The organism is Pseudoalteromonas sp. P1-26, assembly GCF_001401795.1.
In the GTDB taxonomy this organism is placed as follows: domain Bacteria; phylum Pseudomonadota; class Gammaproteobacteria; order Enterobacterales; family Alteromonadaceae; genus Pseudoalteromonas.
Map to the genome: position 1 here is coordinate 23,858 of NZ_LKDX01000031.1, position 24,482 is coordinate 48,339.

At 40.4% G+C, this 24,482-nt stretch carries 20 protein-coding genes and 1 tRNA gene; 12 read left to right on the plus strand and 9 right to left on the minus strand.

Annotated features, from left to right (window positions below; all coding sequences use genetic code 11):
• Window positions 1-91 precede the first annotated feature (91 nt).
• Entirely contained in the window at window positions 92-2,104 is a 2,013-nt protein-coding gene (gene rep, locus AN394_RS14690; protein ID WP_054561162.1) for a DNA helicase Rep, read from the plus strand.
• Here the strand turns inward: rep and AN394_RS14695 are convergent.
• From AN394_RS14695 to elbB, 3 genes are all read right to left on the minus strand, one after another.
• A complete protein-coding gene (locus tag AN394_RS14695) occupies window positions 2,094-4,658 on the minus strand; it encodes a diguanylate cyclase domain-containing protein (protein ID WP_055021875.1) in 2,565 nt (854 codons plus the stop codon). The genes rep and AN394_RS14695 overlap by 11 nt on opposite strands.
• A gap of 200 nt (window positions 4,659-4,858) precedes the next feature.
• Complete coding sequence (locus AN394_RS14700; protein WP_054561160.1) at window positions 4,859-5,251, minus strand: cytochrome c5 family protein; 393 nt, start codon at window positions 5,249-5,251, stop codon at window positions 4,859-4,861.
• A gap of 182 nt (window positions 5,252-5,433) precedes the next feature.
• Window positions 5,434-6,084 (minus strand): isoprenoid biosynthesis glyoxalase ElbB, encoded by a 651-nt coding sequence (elbB, locus tag AN394_RS14705; RefSeq protein ID WP_055021876.1) that lies wholly within the window; start codon window positions 6,082-6,084, stop codon window positions 5,434-5,436.
• A gap of 510 nt (window positions 6,085-6,594) precedes the next feature.
• On the opposite strand from elbB, the gene polA reads away from it, so the two are divergent.
• Window positions 6,595-9,330 carry a DNA polymerase I gene (gene polA, locus AN394_RS14710; protein WP_055021877.1) on the plus strand — a complete coding sequence of 912 codons (2,736 nt, stop codon included), beginning with the start codon at window positions 6,595-6,597 and terminating at the stop codon, window positions 9,328-9,330.
• Window positions 9,331-9,497: 167 nt separating this feature from the next.
• Here polA and AN394_RS14715 read toward each other — a convergent pair whose 3' ends face one another.
• Window positions 9,498-10,418 carry a triacylglycerol lipase gene (locus AN394_RS14715; protein WP_055021878.1) on the minus strand — a complete coding sequence of 307 codons (921 nt, stop codon included), beginning with the start codon at window positions 10,416-10,418 and terminating at the stop codon, window positions 9,498-9,500.
• A 423-nt stretch (window positions 10,419-10,841) separates the two neighbouring features.
• Between AN394_RS14715 and AN394_RS14720 the strand changes: the two genes are divergently transcribed.
• Entirely contained in the window at window positions 10,842-11,429 is a 588-nt protein-coding gene (locus tag AN394_RS14720; RefSeq protein WP_054561156.1) for a YceI family protein, read from the plus strand.
• Window positions 11,429-11,947 carry a DUF1285 domain-containing protein gene (locus tag AN394_RS14725; RefSeq protein WP_054561155.1) on the plus strand — a complete coding sequence of 173 codons (519 nt, stop codon included), beginning with the start codon at window positions 11,429-11,431 and terminating at the stop codon, window positions 11,945-11,947. Before AN394_RS14720 ends, AN394_RS14725 begins: the two co-directional genes overlap by 1 nt.
• Before the next feature lie 4 nt (window positions 11,948-11,951).
• Here AN394_RS14725 and yihA read toward each other — a convergent pair whose 3' ends face one another.
• Window positions 11,952-12,599, minus strand: a complete 648-nt coding sequence (yihA, locus tag AN394_RS14730) for a ribosome biogenesis GTP-binding protein YihA/YsxC (protein ID WP_055021879.1) — start codon at window positions 12,597-12,599, stop codon at window positions 11,952-11,954.
• 283 nt (window positions 12,600-12,882) lie between these two features.
• Here yihA and AN394_RS14735 point away from each other — a divergent pair, with 283 nt between their 5' ends.
• From AN394_RS14735 to AN394_RS14745, 3 genes are all read left to right on the plus strand, one after another.
• On the plus strand, window positions 12,883-13,515 hold the full coding sequence (locus AN394_RS14735; protein WP_054561153.1) for a cytochrome c: 633 nt from the start codon (window positions 12,883-12,885) through the stop codon (window positions 13,513-13,515).
• Window positions 13,516-14,266: 751 nt separating this feature from the next.
• Window positions 14,267-14,866 (plus strand): Der GTPase-activating protein YihI, encoded by a 600-nt coding sequence (gene yihI, locus AN394_RS14740; protein ID WP_055021880.1) that lies wholly within the window; start codon window positions 14,267-14,269, stop codon window positions 14,864-14,866.
• Complete coding sequence (locus tag AN394_RS14745; RefSeq protein WP_054561152.1) at window positions 14,863-15,378, plus strand: DUF2489 domain-containing protein; 516 nt, start codon at window positions 14,863-14,865, stop codon at window positions 15,376-15,378. Before yihI ends, AN394_RS14745 begins: the two co-directional genes overlap by 4 nt.
• Window positions 15,379-15,440: 62 nt before the next feature.
• Here AN394_RS14745 and hemN read toward each other — a convergent pair whose 3' ends face one another.
• A complete protein-coding gene (gene hemN, locus AN394_RS14750) occupies window positions 15,441-16,814 on the minus strand; it encodes an oxygen-independent coproporphyrinogen III oxidase (RefSeq protein ID WP_054561151.1) in 1,374 nt (457 codons plus the stop codon).
• Between the two features lie 473 nt (window positions 16,815-17,287).
• On the opposite strand from hemN, the gene AN394_RS14755 reads away from it, so the two are divergent.
• Window positions 17,288-17,365: transfer RNA gene (locus AN394_RS14755), tRNA-Ile, on the plus strand.
• 100 nt (window positions 17,366-17,465) lie between these two features.
• On the opposite strand, the gene AN394_RS14760 is transcribed toward AN394_RS14755, so the two are convergent.
• The 3 genes from AN394_RS14760 to AN394_RS14770 are packed head-to-tail and all read right to left on the minus strand — an operon-like array spanning window position 17,466 to window position 19,886.
• A complete protein-coding gene (locus AN394_RS14760; protein ID WP_055021881.1) occupies window positions 17,466-17,792 on the minus strand; it encodes a hypothetical protein in 327 nt (108 codons plus the stop codon).
• 3 nt (window positions 17,793-17,795) lie between these two features.
• Complete coding sequence (locus AN394_RS14765; protein WP_055021882.1) at window positions 17,796-19,367, minus strand: DEAD/DEAH box helicase; 1,572 nt, start codon at window positions 19,365-19,367, stop codon at window positions 17,796-17,798.
• Entirely contained in the window at window positions 19,368-19,886 is a 519-nt protein-coding gene (locus AN394_RS14770; protein WP_152968939.1) for a hypothetical protein, read from the minus strand.
• Between the two features lie 121 nt (window positions 19,887-20,007).
• Between AN394_RS14770 and AN394_RS14775 the strand changes: the two genes are divergently transcribed.
• Genes AN394_RS14775 through AN394_RS14790 form a run of 4 tightly spaced genes read left to right on the plus strand, consistent with a single transcriptional unit; the run spans window position 20,008 to window position 24,481 of the window.
• Window positions 20,008-20,256 (plus strand): helix-turn-helix domain-containing protein, encoded by a 249-nt coding sequence (locus AN394_RS14775; RefSeq protein WP_055021884.1) that lies wholly within the window; start codon window positions 20,008-20,010, stop codon window positions 20,254-20,256.
• Window positions 20,257-20,298: 42 nt separating this feature from the next.
• On the plus strand, window positions 20,299-21,819 hold the full coding sequence (locus AN394_RS14780) for a type I restriction-modification system subunit M (RefSeq protein WP_055021885.1): 1,521 nt from the start codon (window positions 20,299-20,301) through the stop codon (window positions 21,817-21,819).
• The gene (locus AN394_RS14785; RefSeq protein WP_055021886.1) at window positions 21,809-23,116 is read left to right on the plus strand and encodes a restriction endonuclease subunit S; all 1,308 of its coding nucleotides are present in this window, start codon (window positions 21,809-21,811) and stop codon (window positions 23,114-23,116) included. Before AN394_RS14780 ends, AN394_RS14785 begins: the two co-directional genes overlap by 11 nt.
• Window positions 23,117-23,131: 15 nt before the next feature.
• Complete coding sequence (locus AN394_RS14790; RefSeq protein WP_055021887.1) at window positions 23,132-24,481, plus strand: SIR2 family protein; 1,350 nt, start codon at window positions 23,132-23,134, stop codon at window positions 24,479-24,481.
• The last annotated feature ends 1 nt before the right edge of the window (window position 24,482 follow it).

The following is a 24,482-nucleotide window of genomic DNA, read 5'->3' on the forward strand; positions in this document are numbered from 1 at the left end:
AAAAAAACAATCTTACCTTATTGGCTAGGCGTAGTGTAGTGATTACGGTAAAATTGCCCGTCCTGTCTTTGGATAATTTCTTTAGGGGCTTATGAAACTCAACCCAAAACAAGATGAAGCGGTAAAGTATATCAGTGGACCGTGTCTGGTATTAGCTGGTGCGGGATCTGGTAAAACGCGTGTTATTACTAATAAAATCGCTTACTTGGTGCAAAAGTGTGAGTATCAAGCGCGCAATATTGCGGCGGTAACCTTTACCAATAAAGCGGCAAAAGAAATGCGCGAGCGTGTAACGCAAACACTGGGTAAACAAGAGTCGAAAGGCTTATGGGTTTCAACGTTTCACACCCTTGGGCTTGAGATCATCAAAAAAGAGTTAACGACGTTAGGTTTTAAACCTGGTTTTTCGTTGTTTGATGATCAAGATACCAACCAGTTATTAGCAGAGCTGACCGAAGAAGAACTTAAAAAAGACAAAGATCTACTCAACCTACTAAAAATGCAAATAGGTAGCTGGAAGAACGAATTGATTCTGCCAGAGCGTGCTGTTCGCGAAGCCCGTGAGCCGCAAAAAGCCTTGTTTGCTCAGCTGTATGCGCGTTATCAAAATCAATTACGTGCTTACAACGCCCTAGATTTTGATGATCTGATCATGATCCCTACTTTGTTGCTGGGCCAAAATGCCACTGCTCGTGAGCGTTGGCAACAGCGTTTTCGTTACTTGCTGGTGGATGAGTATCAAGATACTAATACCAGTCAGTATCAGCTGGTTAAGTTATTGGTGGGTGAACGAGCTCGTTTTACCGTGGTAGGCGATGACGACCAATCAATTTATTCATGGCGCGGTGCTAAGCCTCAAAACCTTGTGCTATTAAGTAAAGATTTTCCGGGCCTACGTTTAATTAAGCTTGAACAAAACTACCGTAGCGCAGGGCGAATTCTAAAAGCGGCGAATATTTTGATTGCCAATAACCCTCACGAGTTTGATAAAAAGCTATTCAGTGAGCTTGGCTATGGTGAGCCTATTAAAGTGATTGGTTGTCGTGATGAAGAGCATGAATCAGAGCGAGTGGTGGCAGAGATCATTTCTCATAAATTCATGAAACGCACTAGTTATAAAGATTACGCAATTTTATATCGTGGTAATCACCAAGCACGCGTGTTTGAAAAAGCACTTATGAGCAACCGCATTCCCTATAAAATCAGCGGCGGCATGTCATTTTTCTCGCGTTCAGAGATCAAAGATATCATGGCGTATTTACGCCTATTGGTGAACCAAGATGATGACAATGCCTTTCTACGTATAGTAAATACGCCACGTCGTGAGATTGGTACGGTCACACTTGAAAAGCTCGGCACCCTTGCTAATGAAAAGCATATCAGCTTATTTGCTGCCTGTTTTGAGCCTGAGCTTGCGCACAGATTAAAGGGCCGTGGTTTTAATGCTTTAGCTGGTTTTGCCCGCTGGGTAGTTGAGCTTTCTGATAATGCGGTACGGGGCGATACCCTTGAAGCAGTGAAAGAGTTAGTTAGGCAAATTAACTACGAAGCATACCTTTATGAGTCATCACCGAGTGCAAAAGCCGCTGAAATGCGTATGAAAAACGTTTCAGAGCTTTATCGTTGGATCACCGACATGCTAACAGGGGACGCAGACAACCCACCGCTGAACCTTGCTGAAGTGGTTAGTAAACTGACCCTGCGCGATATGCTTGAGCGTAACGAAGAAGAAGACGAATCTGACGCGGTACAATTACTGACACTGCATGCTTCAAAAGGTTTGGAGTATCCGTATGTGTTCATGGTTGGTATGGAAGAGGGTTTGTTACCGCACCAAGTAAGTATCGATGAAGATAACGTTGAAGAAGAGCGTCGTCTTGCTTATGTAGGTATCACACGTGCTCAGCAAGAACTGGTAATGACTTATGCTAAGTTACGTCGTCAATTTGGTGAAACGTCAGATACTGAGCTCAGTCGCTTTGTACAGGAGTTACCACAAGATGATTTAGCCTTCGAAGCGAAAAAGCCACCGTCTTCGCAGGCTGAGCGCATGGAAAAAGGCCAAGCTCGTGTAGCTAATCTAAGAGCAATGCTTAAGAAGTAATAAATTGTGCGCTCGGTGCTTCGTGTTCGAAGGGCGCCAGCGCATGTTGCTTACCAATAAACAATGACAATCCGTGCTTATCGAGTAAGGTGCGGTAGTTAAAAATTGACGGGCCTTTCGCGATTACTTGGATATTTTGCAGCTTAGTAATCGCCAGCACACCTTGCAGTTGTAGGTGATAGTTTTCTTGCTGTAGTACACGCTTACTGAATGTTGAACTTAATAACAAGTAATCGAATTGGAACTCTGTTAGTAAGTTTAACTCACAGCGATCTTTAGCAAATTCATTTAAACCAATCGAAAATCCTTGTGCGACCAAGTTTTTTAAATTTTCAATTTGTACTGCTGATGCATAACGAATTTCTTGTTCATTGAATAATAAACACATTCTATTTGAATCGTGGGCTTTTAATAGCTTACACAGTGCTTGAAAATTAATACGTTCAAGAACTAAACCAGAGCAAGGGAACAGTACTTTTTCTAGATTACTGTCACTTACTAAGCTGAAGGCTTGTTTTAATAAATTAAGTTCAACCTCAAAGTGCTGTACTCTATCGGTCGCAAATTTCTTAAGTACTTCAAAGCTGGTGCTACCAAGTACTGGGTGTTCACCAAATGCTTCGAGTAAAGACTCTGCGCGAGATTGTTCATCCAAGGTAATGATTTCGGCACTTCTAAAGTGCATAGGCAAATCATCTAAGTGATGCATATTGTCAGCATCATGCTGTACATTGCTGGCATTAAGCAGCGGATGGAAACATTCAAAGCGATTACGGCCTGCATTTTTCGCGTAATACATGGCTGCATCCGCATCACGTATAATTTCATCGGTGTGCTTGTAGCTTGGTTTTGAGTAGGTAATACCAATACTGGCACCACTTTGAATGCACTGACCCTTCATACAGAAAGGTTTTCTCATAATTTCGATAATACGTTTGGCAACATCTTGGGCTTGCTGTTGCTCTGTTAAGTGAGTGAGCAATATCACAAATTCATCACCACCTAAACGTGCAAGCAAATCGTGCTCACGTATACAATGCGAGAAAGACTCGGCAACACCAATTAAAAATTGATCGCCTGCTTGGTGACCAAGGTGATCGTTGATGTCTTTAAATTTATCAAGGTCAATAAATAGCACTGCAAACTGCTGCTCTGGGTAGCGCTGGTAATGCTGCAATGTTTTTTCAAGTTGAGTTAAGAATAAACTGCGATTCGGTAAGCTCGTCAGTGAGTCATGGTGTGCATCGTGATACAGCTGTTGCTCTATTTTTTTACGCTCTTCAATTTGCATTTGCAGGTGCATATTGGCTTGGCGAAGTTCTTTGGTTTTTTCAGTGACCCGGTGCTCAAGCTTTTGGTGACTAAGCTTTAACTCTTGGTTTGCTAGGTGAGTTTGAATAACATTAGCAATTTGATGCGATACAAAGGTGATTAGCTCACAATCATCCTGACTAAATTCATGTTTATTGTTATAAGCTTGGCAAACAATGAGACCTATAACGCCTTGCGAGGTTTTCAGCGGAGCACCTAACCAACTCGTCGCGGTGCGCTCTGGTGGTACATTAACCGGTCTTTCTATAACGCCCAGCTTGATAAGCTCTTTTGCTCTTTCACTATCTATGACTTGGCATTTTTCAGTGCTGAGCACCAGTTCACTGTAGCCTTTAGCAAATGGCCTTGGTTTACCATTGTCGTTAAACTCATCGACGCAGTAAGGAAAACTCAACCAATGTGATTGTTGGTCGTACAATGCGATGTATAAGTTATCTGCATAGGTAATATTTTTTATAATGTTATGTACATGCAGATATACATCGTCGAGGTTTTTACTTTGTGTTGCCAGCTCTGATATTTTAAATAAGATCTGTTGACGTTCTAGTGCACTTTTACGTTGTTGAATTTCGTCGTTAAGTGCTTGGTTACTTTGTGTCAGTGCACGGGTGCGAATTTTTACTTCAGATTCGAGCAGTTCACGTTTTTTTACTCGTTCAATTGCTGTCGCTAAATATAATGACATAGCCTCTAGCAACTCTATTTGCTGCTCCGAATAGCCTTGCTTATTGTCATAGCTTTGCGCGACCATGACGCCAATAATGACTTTATCGCGATAGACGGGCACCCCAACCCAATGCTCAGCTGGCGTACCAAAGCATTTAAGTAAGCCTTGTTCAACCGCTTGCTCTGTTTGTTGTTTGGTAAAGTAACAGGTTTTACCTTGTTTAAATACGTAACCCGTGAGGCCTTCTTTAAAGTACTGCTCATATTTTAACGGTACTGAAAGACCATCTTTTTCATCAGCGAAATAAGATAACTCAAGGTTATCGTAAACCGGGTTATGCAACACAACGAAGAAGTTTTTACTTGGGATATAGTCTTGCAGAATGTTGTGGATAGCAGGGTAGAGCAGAGTTAATTCGGCAACAGTACTTGCTTGCTCTGATAATTGTAAAAGAGCATGTTGCAAGTGATGTGATTGCTTATACTTTTGTAAAAGCGATTTTAAGCGAGCATTTTTTCGCTCTAGCTTATCAATGTGTGTTGCTGAATCTTCCAATGATTTAGAACCAGATCTTATTATTGTTTAAATTTCGTCCTTTATAGTTCCACTTTTTTATTAGATCGTCAAGTAACAGATGTTAACAAAATAGTAATTTATGATGGGGCGTATTTGGCTACAGCATTAGTCTAGCGGCTAAAAGCAGGCACAAAAAAAGGCTTAATAAAATTAAGCCCTTAGTATTAGTTTTTGAACTGTTACTTGCTAGTCATGAAATCGATAGCAGCGCTGATCTCTTCATCAGAACAGTCCATACACGTACCTTTAGGAGGCATCGCGTTGAAACCGTTGATTGCATGGTTAAGTAGAGTGTCCATGCCTTTAGCAATACGAGGAGCCCAATCATCAGCTGATTTAGGTGCACCTAGTGCGCCAGTACCATGACAAGCAAAACATGCTGCTTGGTAAACTTGTTCACCAGAACGAGGACCTGTAGGTTCAGCAGCGACCGCAGCTTTATCACCTTCTAGATATACAGAACCAATTGGCGCTAGACGCTTTTTAATTGCATCTTCAGTCAAAGAGTTGTCATACGCTTGTGCATATGCCGTTGTTGCTAGCAGTAATAATGCAGCTGATAGTTTTTTCATTTTGCCTTGCTCACTTCGATTTGAACGTGATCAATCACGATATCTGACGGAAATTAGAACGATTATAACGCTAAGCCACAATTTATAAAATGATCTAAAAGGCTTTTTCTTGAGAAAAACCGTCATTTTTTTGCGTTAGCGCAAGAAAAGCCAGCATTAAATACTGGCTCCTAGCTTGATGTTTAAGCAAGCTCTAATACTTTGTTAACCAATTTTTCGATACCCGCATCAGCATCTAAAATGCTTTGGGCCAACATATAGGCTGGGGTTGTGACCACTTTATGCTGAGGATCAACAACGATATCATCCACAGCACAGCTTTGGTGCGCTCCGCCGAGTTGCTCGATAGCGGAAGCGGTGTCTGCATCGTTACCAATGGTTGTTTTTACACCTTTACCATAAATAAGCGGCAGCATGGCAGGAGCAATACATATATAACCTGCTGCTTTGTTGGCATCGACAAAGCCCTTCGCAGTTGTCAGTACATCACCTTGAACTTGGGCATCTGCGCCTTTAACAGCAAAGTCAGATAGGTTTTTCGCGGCCCCAAAACCACCTGGTACAATCAAGGCATCGAATTCATCTACATTTAGCTCAGTCAGCGCTTTAATTTCACCACGGGCAATACGTGCGGCTTCAACTAACACATTACGGTTAGGAGTCATTTCTTCACCGGTTAGGTGATTAATGGTGTGCATTTGGTCGATATCGGGTGCGAAGCATTGATAGCTCGCGCCTGCTTTTGCGATATGTAATAAGGTTAATACGGCTTCATTGATTTCTGCGCCATCGTAAACACCGCAACCAGCTAAAATTACAGCAACTTTTTTCATTTTTGAACTCTCCTTAATGCGACTAGCTTTAGTTTAACAAGGATACGAGCATGGCGACAAAATAAAAATTTTTGTCGCTTGATAACTCTCAAAGCATGATGAATAGCCGTTTATGCCTTTTTATAAATTACTAACGAAAAAAAAAGTATAAAGGATCGCTATGATCTTTGATCCATTATGCTAGAATACTCCTCCGGTTATGAAAAGGGATGTTAATTCGGTATCGAATAAGCAAAAGATTATCGCTACTAAAACCGTTTTCCACATCGGACAAAAATAATAAAAAAAGAACGCCGTAATATCTTTTTTAAATCAAAACATGAACTTATAAAATTTTCCTAAATGTTTTTTCATTTCGGGAGAATTAGCTCTGTCTGTTATCTACAAAGTTATCCACAGCTTGCTCTGTCATAAACCTTTATTGGTTAATAATTCACAGTCGTTTTCTTCATGGCCTTATGGCATGCTTACAAACAATTTAATGTTATTCAATTAGGATCCAATTTCACCATGGCTCAGATCCCTGAAAATCCACTTATTCTTGTAGATGGTTCTTCTTATTTATTCCGTGCATACCATTCGCCACCGCACCTTACTAACTCAAAAGGTGAAGCGACAGGCGCAATCTATGGCGTAGTTAATATGCTTAAGAGTTTGATCAAGCAATATGATCCGTCGCACATGGTGGTGGTATTTGATGCCAAGGGTAAAACCTTCAGAAATGACATGTACAGTGAATACAAAGCGAATCGTCCGCCAATGCCGGATGACTTACGCACACAGATCGCACCACTGCATAACATTATTAAAGCAATGGGTTTCCCACTGATTAGTATTGAAGGTGTTGAGGCTGACGATGTTATTGGTACCTTTGCGCGTATAGCGTCAGAGCAGCAGCGTCATGTACTGATCTCGACTGGCGATAAAGATATGGCGCAGCTTGTTAATGAGCATGTAACGCTGATCAATACCATGACAGATAGCATTTCAGATCCAGAGACTGTGGTTGAAAAGTTTGGCGTTGGTCCTGAGTTGATCATTGATTACCTTGCTTTAATGGGTGATAAGGTCGATAACATCCCAGGTGTTGATGGCTGTGGTCCAAAAACCGCAGTGAAATGGCTACAAAAATATGGATCATTGCAAGGTGTTATTGATCATGCAGGTGAAATTAAAGGCAAGATTGGTGAAAAACTTGCTGCTGCACTTGATCATCTGCCACTTAGCTATGAATTAGCAACAATTAAGTGTGATGTTGAGGTTGAGTCAGATCTTGAAACCTTTAAGCTGCAAGAGCCTAATCGTGACGAGCTGATTGCACTTTATGGTGAGTGTGAGTTCCGCCGCTGGTTAGCTGAGCTACTTGATAATCCTAAAGACGCTGACACGCATTTAGATGTGCCAACTGAAGCTAACGAACTACCAAAAGTTGCTGATGCACACTACGAAACTATTTTAACTGAAGAGCAGCTAGATACCTTAGTGGCGCAGTTAAATGACGCTGAATTATTTGCTTTTGATACTGAAACAACCAGCCTTGATTATATGCAAGCGCAATTGGTTGGTATGAGCTTTGCTGTTAAGGCGGGTGAAGCGGCTTATCTTCCGGTTGCTCACGATTACCCAGATGCGCCAGAGCAATTAAGCTTAGAAACCGTAATGGCAAAAATTGGCCCAATCTTAGCTGACGAAAACAAAGCGAAAGTGGGGCAAAATCTTAAGTACGATAAAAGCGTGTTAGCGAATGCGGGCTTTGAGTTAAAGGGTATTAAATACGACACTATGTTGGAGTCGTATGTATTTAATAGTGTAGGTAGCCGCCATGATATGGACTCACTGGCACTGAAATACCTAGGGCATAAGAATATCAGCTTTGAAGATATTGCCGGTAAAGGTAAAAAGCAGTTAACGTTTAACCAAATTGAGCTAGAAAAAGCGGCGCCTTATGCTGCTGAAGATGCAGATATAACGCTACGTCTTCACCAAGTGTTATGGCCAAAAATTGATGCCGATAGCCAATTAAAATCGGTATTCGAAGATATTGAGTTACCACTTGTCACAGTGCTTTCTGATATTGAGCGTACTGGTGTTGCAATTGATAGCAACATGCTGGCAGCTCACAGCCAACGTTTAGGTGAACGCCTGTTAGAGCTTGAGCAAGAAGCTTATGATATTGCAGGTGAAAAATTTAACTTAGGCTCACCTAAGCAACTGCAAACTATTTTGTTTGAAAAACTTGAGCTGCCTGTTATCAAGAAAACACCTAAGGGTGCACCTTCGACAGCAGAAGAAGTATTGCAAGAACTTGCTCATGATTATCCATTACCAAAAGTGATTATTGAGCACCGTGGTTTATCTAAACTTAAATCAACTTACACAGATAAACTTCCGCTAATGGTTGATGAGCGCACTAAGCGAGTGCATACCTCTTATCATCAAGCTGTAACAGCAACAGGGCGTTTAAGCTCAACGGATCCTAACTTACAGAATATTCCAATTCGTTCAGAAGAAGGCCGTCGAATTCGTGAAGCCTTTATTGCTGCACCTGGCCATAAAATTGTGGCTGCCGATTACAGCCAAATTGAATTACGTATCATGGCGCATTTATCACAAGATAAAGGCCTATTAACTGCGTTTGCTAATGGTTTAGATGTGCACAGCGCAACCGCTGCAGAAGTCTTCGGGGTTAGCCTTGAAGAGGTTACCAGCGATATGCGTCGTAAAGCTAAAGCGGTTAACTTCGGTTTAATTTATGGCATGTCGGCGTTTGGTTTATCACGTCAGTTAGATGTACCACGTCATGAAGCACAGCATTATATTGATAAATACTTCGAGCGTTTCCCAGGCGTACTTGAGTACATGGAAACAACCCGTGAAAAAGCAGCTGATAAAGGGTATGTAGAAACGATTTTTGGTCGTCGCTTACATTTACCAGAAATCAATGCCCGTAACGGCGCTCGTCGCAAAGCCGCTGAACGTGCTGCGATCAACGCACCAATGCAAGGTACTGCTGCTGATATCATCAAAAAAGCGATGCTTAAAGTTCATCAGTGGGTGAACGCGCAAGCTGAAGGTTCAGTGAAGCTGCTAATGCAAGTGCACGATGAATTAGTGTTCGAAATTAAAGAAGAGTGTGTTGACGACTATAAAGCTGAAATTTGTAAGCTAATGTCTGAAGCGGCTACTCTTGATGTGCCTCTGATTGTTGAAGCCGACAGCGGTGACAACTGGCAACAGGCACACTAATAGTCGCAAAAAATGAAAGCTGTCAGCTATCAGCCGTCAGCTTTCAGACCAAAAGTTAGCGAGTTACTAGGGGAAAGAGTAAAATTAGCGAGTTGCTTGACGCGTTAGCTAAGTCATTTAGGCTTGCTAACTTGCTAACTTGCTAACTTGCTAACTTGCTAACTTTTTTATAACCCCAACTCCTGTAACCGCTTTACGTGTTGACGATAAAGCTCAATAGGGTCAACTTCCCGAAAATTGTGCAAACCAATAAACTGATTAATCTCATCTAAGTGGTTCATTTCATAATCATCTTTGATGACATGTCCTAAATGGCTGCTACAGCGCGATACTAGGCCGTCATCTTTGCCTAAAATAAGTAACGAACCAAGCAGCATGGGCAAGTCGGTTAGATCCAGTATATTGGTGAGTGCTGCTGTACCACTCCACGAAAAATAGTACACCCCATTTTCGGCAACTAGCTGACCTTGCTCGCATTCATTTAACGGTAATCCTTCCGGGTATTTTTGATTAAATGCATGAGCACCCTGTGTACTTAAGCTATTTAATGCACCCAGTGTGTTTTGTGGTAAATCACTGTTACCTGATAGTAGTGAAATAACACCACCAAATGCATCAAATACTAATTGAGCAGCATGTTCAGCTTGAGAATTTGCAGGTAGTTTTTGACTAATTAGATCAATAATGCCACTGCCATAGTTTGCACCGCCAATACTAGTCACTGAGGCAATTAAATCTGGCCTGACTGAAGCAACATAGCGCACTGTTTGCGCACCTTGGCTATGGCCAATCAAGTTTACTTTTTTGGCGCCAGTTAGTGCTAAAATTGCTTTTACGCGAGTGAGTAACTGTTCGCCCCGTACTTCAGAGCTATTAATAGCCGAGACCGCTGGCGTGAATACCAAGGTACCCTCTTGGTTGAGACTTGTAGCAACATTATAAAAGTAATCGAGGCCGAGTAGGTTATCGAATCCCATTAGCCCATGAACTAAAATTACCGGATATTGTGTCGTTGTTTTTTTTGCATGGCAGTAGGGGGACATTAAAAAAAGTAAGGTAGCAAATAAAATTAAGGGGATTTTTTTCATACCTTTTACTCTTCTACTGCAATTTTTATCACTAACAAGCCTTAAAAAAGCCTTGTTTTTGCGTGTCGATAATTCACTTTACCCTAAATTACGGCTTGCTGTAATGTTAATTTCAAGTAAACAAGAAAAGATGGTTTTAGTGTTTCGTTATTTGTTTATCAATTTGTGTTGTTTCTGCGGTTATGCAATTTATTTTTAATCTGGTATTTGCTAAAGTCCGCGCCGTCCTCATCCTGTAGGACATCCTGTTGATGATGCATCTGAAAGGATGCAACGTATTGATAGCTTCTCCCCAGTTTGCTATAACGGCTCACTCCTTGTTGAGTGAGTCGCTTTTTCTTTTCTTATCATACAATTCATTGCACAAATATACGCAAGTGATACCATCAAAGTGATTCTCATTTACTTTCGAAGGAATGCGTTATGTTTAAATCTATGGCAATTGCTGCCTTTTCATTATCGAGTATTTTAGTTGCCCCTTTAGCCAGCGCAAACTGGCAAGTTAATAATGAACAAAGCAATGTAAGCTTTGTGTCTATCAAAAAGAATTCAGTTGCAGAAGCGCATCATTTCAAAAAGGTGTCGGGTACACTTAACGAACAAGGTCAATTTAAGTTGATGATCGACCTGACATCGGTTGAAACTCTGATCCCTATCCGTAATGAGCGCATGACTAAGTTGTTATTTGAAACAGCTAAATTCCCTAATGCAGTGTTAACTGCTGATTTAAGCAAAGCGCTGTTGACGCTAAAACCAGGTCAACATGTGCTTAAAGGTTTGAAAGCTGAATTAGACTTCCATGGCAACAAGAAAGAGCTAACGATTGATGTGCTTGCCAATATGTCACCGAAAGGCGATGTTACTGTTTCATCGTTTACGCCGGTGATTATTAATGCAAGTGATTTCAAAGTAACAGAAGGTATTAGTGAGTTACAAAAACTTGCGGGTTTACCATCAATTGCGACAGCTGTACCTGTAACATTTTCTTTGACGCTAGATAAAGAAAAGTAATGCAATCACTTGCTGACTTAGAAGCCGCTCTTCAGGCACCCGATAAACCTTTTGATCAATGGCAGCCACAAAACTGTGGGCAAGTGCCTATATTGATTGATGCGCAAGGGCGGTGGTTTTATGCCGGCAGTGAAATAAAGCGCGAGGCAATGGTTAAACTCTTTGCCTCTGTGCTTTGCAAAGAAGCAGATAATTATTTTTTAAAAACACCCGTCGAGAAAATGGCCATCACAGTCGAAGATGTGCCTTTTATTATTGTTGATTGGCGTTTCGAAGAGACAGAGCAAGGCCTTGCGCTTTGTTGTGTCGATAATTTACAGCGCGCTTGGTTGGTATCAGCAAAGCAACCACTATTACTGAGAGAATTTGAAGGTGTCAGTGTGCCTTATCTTCAATTAGCACATGGCTTGGCTGCGAGGGTATCGAGAAATGTTTATTATCAGTGGGCAGAAATAGCCTGCTCAGATGAGCAGGGCTACTATATAGAATCATTAGCCAAGCGTTATTACTTGGCCTAAGCGATTAAGCTTCTGGTTGTTCGCCAGACTCAGGTGCTTGCGCTTCAATGGGTCCTAAGAACCACTCATCGAGCTTTTTAGCAACTTCAGGTAAGCCTGTGCCTTTTAGTGAAGAGAAGGCATGTACTGTAATATCACCATCTAAACTACTTAACTCACGACGAACTTGTAAAACTTGAGCTTTACGCGCGCCTTGTTTTAGCTTGTCGGCTTTAGTTAATAGTGCCAGCACTGGAATTTCGCTGCCCACCGCCCAGTCGATTAAGTCACGGTCTAAATCTTTTAACGGGTGGCGAATATCCATCAAAACAACGATACCTTTTAAGCTTTGACGTTTTTGTAAGTATTCACCTAGCGATTTTTGCCATTTCTTCTTCATTTCGATAGGAACTTTTGCAAAACCATAGCCTGGTAAGTCGATAAGGCGTTTATCAGCATCAAGTTCAAAGGTATTGATCAGCTGAGTGCGACCGGGTGTTTTAGAAGTACGCGCTAACTTTTGATCTGTTAACGTGTTTAAAGCACTTGATTTACCCGCATTAGAGCGACCAGCAAACGCGACTTCAATCCCCGTATCAGCAGGTAAGCGTGAGATATCAGGTGCGCTGGTAACAAAGGACGCAGTATTGTATTTGATACGAGATTTGAGCACAGGCTCTCCTAGTCTTTTATAAAAAATAACAAACAGTGGCTAATTTCCACTTAAGGCACGCATTTTATACTATTAAAGCAGCATTCAAAAGCGTATTTAAGCGTGCTAAATTGGCTTTAAATTAGGAAAATTACTAGGTATAAACTTAATCTAAGTCAAATCCCTATAAATTATGAGCTTAATGTGGGCAGAAAACGTGCCAGAGAATTTATTATCGTGTAGAATATAGAAATCACAACATCCATATTGTAGATGATACAGGGTCGGAAACAGAGAATTCACCATGAAAAAAATAGCACTATCTTTAACTATATTGCTTGGTACGTTGTCAGCAAGCAACGCAACAGCATTTGATGGCGATGTAAACGCAGGTAAAGAGAAATCGGCAACGTGTGCGGCTTGTCACGGCCCAGACGGTAATGCACCGGTTAATATCTACCCTAAAATTGCAGGCCAACACGCAGATTATATCTATAAACAATTACAAGAGTTTAAATTAGGTATGACATCTGGCGGCAAAGAAGGTCGTATGGATCCAGTAATGAGTGGTATGGCTATGCCGCTTAGCGATCAAGATATGAAAGACCTAGCAGCTTACTTCTCTTCTTTAAATATGTCTGAAGGTACAACACCTAAAGATGTAGTAGAAGTAGGTCAGCAGCTTTATAAAGCCGGTGATGCAGAGCGTGGTATTCCAGCATGTGCTGCGTGTCACGGTCCTCGTGGTAACGGTACATCACTAGCTAAATTCCCGAAAGTTTCGTTCCAACATCCAGAATACATCAAGTCACAACTTGAAAAATTCCGTGATGGTACGCGTAATAACGACTTAAACGGTATGATGCAAGACATCGCTAAAAAGCTAACAGACAAAGACATCGAAGTACTTTCAAAATACTTAGGTGGCTTACACTAAAGTCTGATTGCGGGTAGAAATACTCCGCAGTAAAATGTGATTAGTGTGAAAAAAGCAGCGCAAGCTGCTTTTTTTGTATTTAAAGCATGTCGAAATCTCCCACGCCTTTGTGAGACATTGTCCATATCGAGCTGTAAGCTAAATCTTATTTTTATTTCAATTTTATACATAACTCTTTGTTATTAAATAAGTTGATCTTGTTGCAATATCTTATCTGTAAGAAAAATTATATAAATCAGTTGTAACAAAATTATTAATGAGTAAATTAACCACTGTCGCTGAGACAGCAAAAACAACATGGACAATGTAATAAGGAAAGTGACTGCGGCAAGTCTTTAGGGGTTGACACTGGTTAGGTGTCCTAAAGGAAATAACAAAAAAGCGTCAGGATTGACCGAGAATAATAAAAGCTCATGGAAGTTTAATAATAAAAACAAAATGGAATGCTACACGGAAGGTTAAAACAATAACAAAATGGATAAACAATAATAATAAAAATAATAAAGACTAAAAAGTCGAAGGGAGAAGTGTCCAGATAATTGGCGCTCAGATTAGTAGGCGGTAGAGATGTTTTCTCTACCGCCTTTTTATTTGTCCTGTTACAATAGCCACCGTTTGTACTAAAAGTATGAAAAGTGCGCAGTTCGTCAAGTTGACCAACCACATCCGCACATCGAATTCTTCTGGTTATGCCAGCATTACAATGCCACAAAGGCGTTGTGCACAACCTCTTAAGTGAGATGATCAAGATATGAGTAGAAAGAAAAAGTCGCGTAAAATTCCATCGAATGGTCCTGTACGTCTGAGCAAAGAAAAGCTTAGAGAGATGCGCGCGTTAAAAGAGCAGCGAGTTAAAAAGACCAAAGGTGCTAAACCTGGGTCTCGAAATGCACCTGATGCACAAAATGCAGAAAACACTGCTGCAAACAATCAACCGAAAGATAAGCGTGTTGGTAGTAAAAAGCCGGTTTCTTTAGTTGCGCCTAAGGCTGAGCCGAAAGTTGAAATGAAACGCAACTTAAAACCTATGGTTGAGCTTAAGAAAGTGACTGAGCCTGAACTAACACCAGAGCAAGAGTTAGAAGCGCTAGAGAATGACGAGCGTCTACTTAAGCTGGTTGAGCGTCATGAGCGCGGTGAGTTATTAACAGGTAAAGACGCTAAGTACTTCAATAGCCGTATTGCTCGCCACCAAGCACTTTGCGAGTTATTAGGCATTGAAGATGAAGACGAGTACGAAGATGACTTTGAAGATGATTCATACGATGAAGGTGAATCTGACTTCGATAAGTACTTATCTGATGACTTAGCCAATGAATGGTTTGATGACGAAGGTGAGGATGAGCGATGAGCACAACCTTGATTATTGCCATCGTAATTGGTGCGGCAATTATCGCAGGGCTTGCGTTTTATGCAGGGCAACTTCTGTATAAATTAAAAGAGCAAAATAAGCTTATCGCCAAGAAGCAAGCTGAGCATGAGCAAAAGCTTGCGGCATCAAAAGCAAAGCGTAATGCAAAGCTAGCCGATAGCATTCATTTAATTGCCCGTGCAATGAATGAAGAGCAATGTGAGTTCTCAGAAGGCTGCTTACGTATTTGGGTGCTGATCTCTCAATACAGCTTTGCAGAAGAGTTTGAGCTAAGTGAGCGCTACCCAGGCATATTTAAAATGTACGAAGTCGTAAAAGATATGCCAACGCACGATGCCCGTAAGAAATACTCTAAAAAAGAGATTTTTAAAATGGACACCGCTCGCTGGCGTGCTGAAGAGCAGCATAGCGATGAAATCAAAGCAGATTGCGCACGTATAATTGAAGAGTTTAAAGCCGCTCCAGGCAGCGAAAACGTAGTATTCAATTAAGTTGACGTATCGTTGAATTAAACAAAATAAAAAGCAGAGCCTAGGCTCTGCTTTTTGTTGGGCTAGATAACTCGTGAGAAACGAGTTTGCTTTATTTGTTGTTGTAGGTGCGCATCAAAGCACATACAAATAATACGAATAAATAAATTACCGCGAGCTGTTACTGTGATCTTATCTTGGCTCACAGACACCAAGCCATCAGCTAGTAATGGGTCGAGTGCCTGTAGTGCCTCGCAGAAGTAACTGGCAAAATTGATATTAAACTGCTTTTCGATTGCTGGAATATCCAGCTCAAACTGGCAAATCAATTGTTTGATAACCGCTGCACGTAACGTATCGTCATCAGTTAAAGCAACACCTTTACAGATTGCACTGCCATAGCCTTCTTGCACAGCTTTGTAATAGTGCTTTAACTCTTTTTCGTTTTGTAAAATGGCATTGCCTATTTGCGAAATAGATGACACACCCAAACCTAATAAGTCACATTGGCCATGCGTTGTGTAACCTTGGAAATTACGGTGTAACTGACCTGCGTTTTGTGCAATTGCCAATTCATTGTCTTTGCGGGCAAAGTGGTCCATACCAATAAACTGATAACCCGCCGCTAACATCTGCTCAAGGGTATTTTTGAACATAGTGAGCTTATCGCCCGCAGATGGTAAGTCAGCGTCTTTAATTTTACGCTGAGCAGCGAATCTATCTGGTAAGTGAGCATAGTTAAATACCGACACGCGATCAGGATTTAACTCTATCAGCTGTGCAATCGTCTCTTTAAAGCTCTCTGGTGTTTGCAGTGGCAAACCGTAAATCATATCGGCATTAATAGATTTAAAGCCAAGTTCACGAGCCTCACTAATTAAACCTTTTACAGATTGCACGCTTTGCGGGCGGTTAACTGCCAGTTGCACATCATCATTGAAATCTTGAATACCAAACGAAACACGATTGAAGCCAAGCTTACGTAGGTGAACTAGCATGCCATCAGCTAAAGAACGAGGGTCAATCTCAATACCGCGCTCGGCATCATCAGCAAAATTAAAATGCTGCTCAACCAACGCCATTAAGCGGCTCATTTGCTCTGCCGATAAGAACGTTGGCGTACCACCCCCTAAATGCAGTTGCTCAACGTTATAATCGGCAAAAAGCGTTGCTTGCTCAGCAATTTCAAGCGCTAAATTATCTAGGTATAAATCGGCTTTAGATTGATGACGCGTGATGACCTTATTACAACCACAGTAATAGCAAAGCTGACTGCAAAAAGGGATATGGATATACAAGGATAAAGAACGGCTTTTCGATGCCGCAATTGCGTTAATCATATCTTGTTGGTTATAACCATCAGCTAAAGACAATGCTGTTGGGTAAGATGTATATCGAGGCCCAGAAATATTGTACTTGTTGATCAGAGATTGATCCCAGCTTGGTAAATTTATCACAGTCAGCACTCCGCAATTGATTGAGCGGCTATTTTAACGAGTTTAGTGGTTTAGCTATTTGATCTAGAACAATGTCGGAGGCTAGAAACTAATCGGCATGCTTTAAGGTCGTTGTAAAAACAAAGAGTTTACTATTTGAGCAGTTGATTTAGTGATTGTTAAAATAAAGGGTTTTGCTAGTGACAAGGTTACAAAAACTTTTTATACTGCATCCCGCTTTAGTCAGTTAAACCAGCTAAACGCATCAAAAAAATTTAGCTTTCGCTAATACAATGGCCCCTTAGCTCAGTTGGTTAATGCAAGTATAACCCCCACTCTTGTTACAACAATTGGATGGGAGTAGAGTTATAAAGGGTTATGTAAGTTGTAACTTAACAACTTTTTAGTTAGAGGTTACAACTTTTAATTGACAATATTAGTCAATTGATGAAAAATGACAACATTCAGTAAAGCACTTATGCTGAATAATAAATGGCCCTATAGCTCAGTTTGGTTAGAGCACCCGACTCATAATCGGTAGGTCCCTGGTTCAAGTCCAGGTGGGGCCACCATTTATAATAGTTCCAACAATTATTCCATATTAGAATATTAAAACTATTCTATTATCTAATCTTCTTTACCTAAGCTCCTTTACTCCAATACGAATTAAACTTAGTGTATTAGAGAGAATAATTTTACTCTTTGTATGAAAACTTCATTTTCTCCAGATTGAACAATAATGTTTCCTAAAATTTGCGCAGTGTAAGATGTATATCCATCTTCGCCATTAATTGGAAGATGATAACAAGAGCCTGACTCTTGCGGCCAAACCCAATACCTCCCGCACTCTGAAAGTGTTGGAAGGTGAAGAGAACCGGAACTAAGCCGCCACGAGTCTCCATCTAAATAGCCACCACGCCAACTGCTGAAGATTTTATAAAATGTATCAGTAGGTGCTGAAAATTTTAAAATTACCCAACCTTGTGGTTTTACGATCATGATTCAACCTTGTTTTAGTTGCTGGTTGAGTTCGGCCAGCTTAGCTTTGGAAGCTTTAGATATTAGGAAGGGTTCTATATCAGTAACTTTTAGCGTTTCTTGACGATATTTGCCGACGATGCCCATCGACCATTTAGCCTTAGGTATATTAGTACCGCTTTGGTTCGAACTTGGCTCTTTAGAATTTAGCCCTTTAGCCTGCGCTCCTTCAGACTCACCTATGTAATGATTCGACAGAATAGCTTCGACTTGACGCTTAATATCTTCAACACTATGTTTACCAACAGTCACTTCATGCTTTTCAGGTAACACTTGCGTATTGTTCCAAGCCGCTTCAACAGTTGTTAAATCCTCTGCATCTGTAATTATTTCTTCATCCGTTTTTACGATTTTTACTTTAGCGATCTCATCAGGAATGTCTTGAACCATTCTCTTTGCGTAACTGACGAGCTTTGGTTCCGCTGGCATAAACATATATGCTTCTTGATTTGGCGCACCTGTTTTTCTAAGAACACGGCCAAAGACCTGTCGAAAGTACATTTCAGTTGTGACGTTTGTTAGGTTACAGCAAACCTGTAAACGAGGAATGTTCGTACCTTCACTGACCATACCTACACTAATAAGCCATTCATCACTGCTATTTCTAAAGGCTTTTATTTTATCGGAAGGTCTTGCTTCATTCGTTGTTACAACTACCGCACCTATGCTGTAGTTTTTTATCATCAGTAGCTTAATTGCTTCGGCGTGGTCTATTGAAGATGCCACAACCAAGCCTCCTGCATTACTGTTTATTTTTCTTAGTTCATTTAACTTGATAATAGCTCTAGAAAGCACTTGCTCATTTACTGTCTCGTTTAAAACGATGTGGGAATATGATGTTGCCTTGGCCGTCAGTAACAAATTGAAGCTATTATATACTTTTTGTTTTTTAGTTCTGGTTACTACTATTTTATTGTTGTCTATGGCAATAACCTGAGGAACCCTACAAACGTCATCAGCTATTGCTTGTTTTAAACCGTAAACATAGTCGCATTGAATCCGGTTGTCTTCACAATAAGTTGAAAGAGCGATTGGCAACGAGTCCGAGCGCCACGGTGTACCTGTTAAAGCGATGCTGTAGGCTGCTTTCTCACGAATGATTTCGATGATCGGAGCGCCCCAAGCATTGGCATCATGAGTTGAAGATCCTGCACAGTGATGAATTTCATCAAAGATCACGAACACCCTAAAACGATCAAATAACTTCCAAGTGTCATTATCGAGAGTTCCAAGTTTTTGATAAGTAAATGCATCGCCTAAAGAGCCAACTTTGCCATTAAATTCATTTTTAAACTGTGCGGTGAGTTCATCACTAAAATCTGATGATACGATTGACGACGGTGAAAAACATAACACTAAGTCTATTAAACCAAGTTCATACATTTTTCTAGCTAACGTTGCCGCCATAATAGTTTTTCCAGCTCCAGGTGTTGCGAGCGCTAGGAAGTGTTTTTGAAAATCACTAGAGTCTACTGAACTGGTGAATTTTGAAATTGCTGAGTTAATACACTTAGACTGCCAACGTCTTAATTTCATTTATATTTTCTCTTTTAACTTTTTTAAAATCTCTTCAGTTGCAGCTATTTTCCCTTTTAAAATATGCTTCTGCTCTTTTGTAGAATGAATAAATTCTTTGAACTCGTCAGATAATTCTGGGTGTTGCTGCTTTAAATTTAGAAATGAATCTAGTGCACCCATACACTGTAAAAGATCAGCATTTAACGTGCTCAAATCACAGTAGAGCGACTTAATTGTTTCACTTAATTTGCTGTTAGGTTCTTCAAAAGGTTGCTCTAATTCTTCGGCTATTAATTCAGGATCAAAAGCTTCTGTTTTCGTGAAACGACTCTCTTTGCCATTACTGGCGGTTTTTTTAATTAACCAGCCCTGTTTTACTAATTTATGTAAGTCATCATAAATAAATTGTCTGACCTTCTGACTATCCAACTCTTCATCACTCATTAAAGCAAGGTAGGCTGTTCGAATTTCAGTGACTGAAAAACGGTCAATGTTTTTCATGCTTATGATTGTTTTAATTACTGGATCTAGTTTCATTTTTATATTATCTACGTTAATACATAAAATATGACTAATAAGTCATAATTTATGTATTATATGGCATAGGTGAAAGATCCGCAATGTGGGAAGATATTCCATTTAACTGCGGAGCTTTTGGATGCAGCCAGCGCTAAAAATTATTGGACTTAACATCAAGTTAGCAAGAACAAAAAGTGGTTTTAGCCAAGCAGAGTTGGCTGACAAATTGAGCGTTGAGCAAAGTTATATTAGCCGTGTGGAGTCTGGTTCGGTAGCTGCATCGTGTGAACGCATATATGAAATTATTCACCTATTAGGTTGCAAAGCTTCTGACATATTCCCTGAATCAAAAGAAGTTGAAACACAATTTAATCGTACAGAACAATAATCTTCTCCAAACAACAGGGAATGACGTAATAAGGATCTTCAAATGACAAATACCCAGATTAACCAAGACGAAATTAACAAAGCGGTATGGGCTGCTTGCGACACCTTTAGAGGCACGGTTGACCCTTCAACCTACAAAGATTTCATCTTGACCATGCTGTTCTTAAAGTACATCTCTGACGTTTACCAAGATGAGTACGACAAGTTACTAGAGCAGTACGGTGATCAGCCAGACCTTATTCATGCAATGATGGCAAAGCAACGTTTTGTATTACCTAAAGGTGCAAGTTTTTGGGATTTATACGAAGAACGCCATAAAGCTGGCAACGGCCAACGTATTGATCAAGCACTACACGCTATTGAAGAAGCAAATGGCGGCAAGTTAAAAAATGTTTTCCAAGACATCAGCTTTAATACGGACAAGCTAGGCCAGGAAAAACAAAAGAACGATATTCTTCGTCACATATTAGAAGATTTTGGCAAAGAAGTATTAAACCTGCGCCCAAGCCGTGTAGGTTCACTGGATATTATTGGTAATGCTTATGAATACCTAATCAAGCATTTCGCTGCGAGTAGCGGTAAATCGGCTGGTGAATTCTATACTCCGCCGGAAGTTTCGGATCTTTTAGCGGCAATACTTGATCCGCAAGAAGGTGATCAAATTTGTGATCCAGCATGTGGATCAGGATCGCTTTTGATGAAGTGTGGACGAATGATCAGAAACAACTTCAATGGATCTAAAAAGTATGCACTATTTGGACAAGAGGCTATTGGTTCTACTTGGGCACTTGCCAAGATGAATATGTTCCTTCATGGTGAAGATAATCACCGTATTGAATGGGGCGATACCATTCGTCATCCAATGCTGCTGGATAAAGAAGGTACTGGGCTATTACACTTTGATATTGTTACTGCAAACCCTCCATTTTCACTTGATAAATGGGGCTTTGAAGGTGCTAGCAATGATGAGTTTGGTCGCTTCCGCCGTGGTGTGCCGCCTAAGACTAAAGGTGACTATGCGTTTATTAGCCATATGATTGAAACGTTAAAACCAGAGTCAGGCCGTATGGGAGTTGTTGTTCCTCATGGGGTATTGTTTAGAGGAGCAGCCGAAGGTAAAATCCGCACGCAGTTAATTGAAGAAAACCTATTAGATGCAGTAATTAACTTACCAGAAAAGCTATTCTTTGGCACAGGTATTCCTGCTGCAATCCTTATCTTTAAAAAGCATAAAACAGACAATAAAATTTTGTTTATTGATGGCAGCCGTGAGTTTAAGTCTGGTAAAAATCAAAACCAGTTAACGGCCAATAATATTCAAAAAATCATCGATAGCTATAAAGCCCGTATGACGGTTGATAAGTATGCCTATTTAGCGACGTTAGAAGAGATTAAAGAAAACGATTTTAATCTCAATATTCCACGTTATGTAGATACGTTTGAAGAAGAAGCTGAGATTGATTTAGTCGCAGTTCGGACTGAGCGTTTGCAGTTGCAGAATGAGTTGAAAGCGCTTGAAATTAAAATGGAAGGCTACCTAAAGGAGTTAGATTATGGCTCGTAATCTAATTGAAGAGCAAATTCCTGATAGTTGGACGTACGACTTACTTGATAATCTAACTGAACGTGTCAGTGGTCATACTCCTAGCAAATCGTATCCTGAATATTGGAACGGCGGTATTAAGTGGATATCTCTCGCTGATACTTTTCGATTAGATAATGGTTATGTCTATGAAACTGACAAAGAGATATCACAAGAAGGAATAAATAATAGCTCTGCTCAACTACATCCAGCGGAAACAGTCGTACTGTCAAGAGATGCTGGCATTGGTAAGAGTGGAGTTATGGCAGAGCCAATGGCTGTCAGCCAGCATTTTATCGCTTGGAAGTGTGACAACGAAAACAAGATGAACAGTTGGTTCTTATACAACTGGCTCCAGCTTCATAAATCCGAATTCGAAAGGCAGGCTGTAGGTTCAACTATCAAGACAATTGGTCTCCCATTTTTCAAGAAGTTGAAAATTGCGGCTCCACCATATAAAGAACAGCGAAAAATCGCCCAAATACTATCAACGTGGGATAAAGCGATTAGCACCACTGAGCGCCTAATCATAAATAGCAAACAGCAGAAAAACGCTCTTCTGCAACAACTACTCACAGGTAAAAAACGACTAGTGAAGTCAGACGCTGATTTTAGTACACGCGAAGGATACGCCTTATCTAAATTAGGTGAATTTCCAAATGATTGGAAAGTTGAAATTTTGTCAATTTTTTACTGGTATCAAGAAGGGCCAGGTGTCCGCAAGCATCAATTTACAGAAGCAGGAATTAAGCTTTTTAACGGAACCAATATCCAAAAATCAAGAATTAATCTTTCTAATACCAAGACATTTATTTCAGAAGAAGAAGCAAATGGAGCTTATAAACACTTCTTGGCCGACCCAGGTGATTTAGTTATAGCTTGCTCAGGTATTTCAGTAGACCGATTTGATGAAAAAATATCTTTCCTTACAAAAGAGCATCTACCTTTATGCATGAACACGAGCACTATGCGGTTTAAAGTCAAGGAAGGAGAAGATGCTTGTTTAACTTATCTTCGCTACTTTATGATGTCTTCAATCTTTAAAAATCAAATTAGACGACAAATAACAGGCTCTGCTCAACTAAATTTTGGCCCTTCTCATGTTGGAAAGTGTTTTATTGCTTTGCCGCACATAAAGGAGCAAAAGAAAATCTCATCTGTTCTGTCAAATGCTGATGCTGAATTGGACTTATTAGCGAAGCAATTAGCAAATTTAAAGCAAGAGAAAAAAGCATTAATGCAGCAATTATTGACAGGCAAACGAAGAGTAAAAGTTTAATATCAAGGAGTATTTATGGAACAGAATAACAATAACAGGGAAGTTACTCCTTGGGAAATCACGCTAAAAGTCTTTGAAGATAAAGAACCTCGACATTTTGTTCAGGAAGGCACAAAACTTTTCCTTGAAGGTTCAGGTGAAGATGAAGGTGTTTGTAGCACTCAATTTAGGCATGATGTAGAACCGTGGTTAACGGCATTATTTCAAAACGAGCACCTTAATCTACTCGCTGGGAGCGGTTTAACTTGCGCAACAGCGTATCTTGCTTCAAAACAAACTGGGGCCAATATGGAGGAAGCAGACTTTCCTACATACCCGCACAAAGACACTTTATCAAAAGCTGTTGACACCTCAGCCAAAAGTGCTGGCCGTGATAAAGCCAATATAGAAGATCAGATTCGTACAGCAAACAAGCTATTAGAAGGTTTAGAAATTCTAGAGCACGATGGAAATGACTACGGCTACAATGGCTTGAAATCTGATATAACCAGCATACTATCCAATCTCATCAATAATGTTCTAGCAACTGAGACGTTAATTGATTCTGCACCAACCCCCTTAAAATCACCTGAAGATGCAGCAAGATACCTAATGTCATTTCTGCTTAGTTTCGCAAGCAGAACAGCAAGTAGAGATAGGCTACATATTTTTACAACAAACTATGATCGAGTGATCGAATGGGCGGCTGATATGGCTGGTATTCGATTAATGGATCGCTTTGTCGGCACGCTTAGTCCTATATTTAGGTCTTCTAGATTAGAGCTGGATATGCATTATAACCCTCCAGGAATACGTGGAGAGCCTAGATATTTAGAAGGATTGGCAAGATACTCGAAGCTGCATGGCTCACTAGATTGGCATTATCAAAATAGACATGTAAGAAAGGTCGCAATTCCATTTGGTGCTCAGTCATTTGAGCCATATATCAGTGACGCGGCTGGCTGCTTAATCTTCCCAAATTCAGCCAAAGATCGTGAGACATCAGAGTTCCCTTATGTAGAACTATTTAGGGACTTTGCTGCGGCGACGTGTAGACCAAATACTGTGCTAGTTTGTTACGGTTATGGCTTTGGAGATGAACATATTAATCGAGTAATCGAAGATATGCTTACCATACCTTCAACACATTTGGTCATTATATCAATGGATAATGCAGGAAGTCGCATATCAAACTTTTATGAAAGAGTTGGCCGAGCAGATCAAATATCACTAATAATAGGTGCTCCATTTGCAAGTATTGTAAATTTAGTTGACAACTTCTTGCCAAAGCCTGCGATTGATTTAACAACTCAAAAAGTACAAGAAATTATAACTTCCAGAGGCTGGGAAAAGCCTGTGCCTGACAATGATGTTCAAGGAGAGTAAC

Excerpts from the sequence above, each read along its gene's own strand:
- rep (WP_054561162.1), top strand. The coding sequence starts at position 92 with ATGAAACTCAACCCAAAACAAGATGAAGCGGTAAAGTATATCAGTGGA.
- AN394_RS14700 (WP_054561160.1), bottom strand. The coding sequence starts at position 5,251 with ATGAAAAAACTATCAGCTGCATTATTACTGCTAGCAACAACGGCATAT.
- elbB (WP_055021876.1), bottom strand. The coding sequence starts at position 6,084 with ATGAAAAAAGTTGCTGTAATTTTAGCTGGTTGCGGTGTTTACGATGGC.
- polA (WP_055021877.1), top strand. The coding sequence starts at position 6,595 with ATGGCTCAGATCCCTGAAAATCCACTTATTCTTGTAGATGGTTCTTCT.
- AN394_RS14715 (WP_055021878.1), bottom strand. The coding sequence starts at position 10,418 with ATGAAAAAAATCCCCTTAATTTTATTTGCTACCTTACTTTTTTTAATG.
- AN394_RS14720 (WP_054561156.1), top strand. The coding sequence starts at position 10,842 with ATGTTTAAATCTATGGCAATTGCTGCCTTTTCATTATCGAGTATTTTA.
- AN394_RS14725 (WP_054561155.1), top strand. The coding sequence starts at position 11,429 with ATGCAATCACTTGCTGACTTAGAAGCCGCTCTTCAGGCACCCGATAAA.
- AN394_RS14735 (WP_054561153.1), top strand. The coding sequence starts at position 12,883 with ATGAAAAAAATAGCACTATCTTTAACTATATTGCTTGGTACGTTGTCA.
- yihI (WP_055021880.1), top strand. The coding sequence starts at position 14,267 with ATGAGTAGAAAGAAAAAGTCGCGTAAAATTCCATCGAATGGTCCTGTA.
- AN394_RS14745 (WP_054561152.1), top strand. The coding sequence starts at position 14,863 with ATGAGCACAACCTTGATTATTGCCATCGTAATTGGTGCGGCAATTATC.
- AN394_RS14760 (WP_055021881.1), bottom strand. The coding sequence starts at position 17,792 with ATGATCGTAAAACCACAAGGTTGGGTAATTTTAAAATTTTCAGCACCT.
- AN394_RS14765 (WP_055021882.1), bottom strand. The coding sequence starts at position 19,367 with ATGAAATTAAGACGTTGGCAGTCTAAGTGTATTAACTCAGCAATTTCA.
- AN394_RS14770 (WP_152968939.1), bottom strand. The coding sequence starts at position 19,886 with ATGAAACTAGATCCAGTAATTAAAACAATCATAAGCATGAAAAACATT.
- AN394_RS14775 (WP_055021884.1), top strand. The coding sequence starts at position 20,008 with ATGCAGCCAGCGCTAAAAATTATTGGACTTAACATCAAGTTAGCAAGA.
- AN394_RS14780 (WP_055021885.1), top strand. The coding sequence starts at position 20,299 with ATGACAAATACCCAGATTAACCAAGACGAAATTAACAAAGCGGTATGG.
- AN394_RS14785 (WP_055021886.1), top strand. The coding sequence starts at position 21,809 with ATGGCTCGTAATCTAATTGAAGAGCAAATTCCTGATAGTTGGACGTAC.
- AN394_RS14790 (WP_055021887.1), top strand. The coding sequence starts at position 23,132 with ATGGAACAGAATAACAATAACAGGGAAGTTACTCCTTGGGAAATCACG.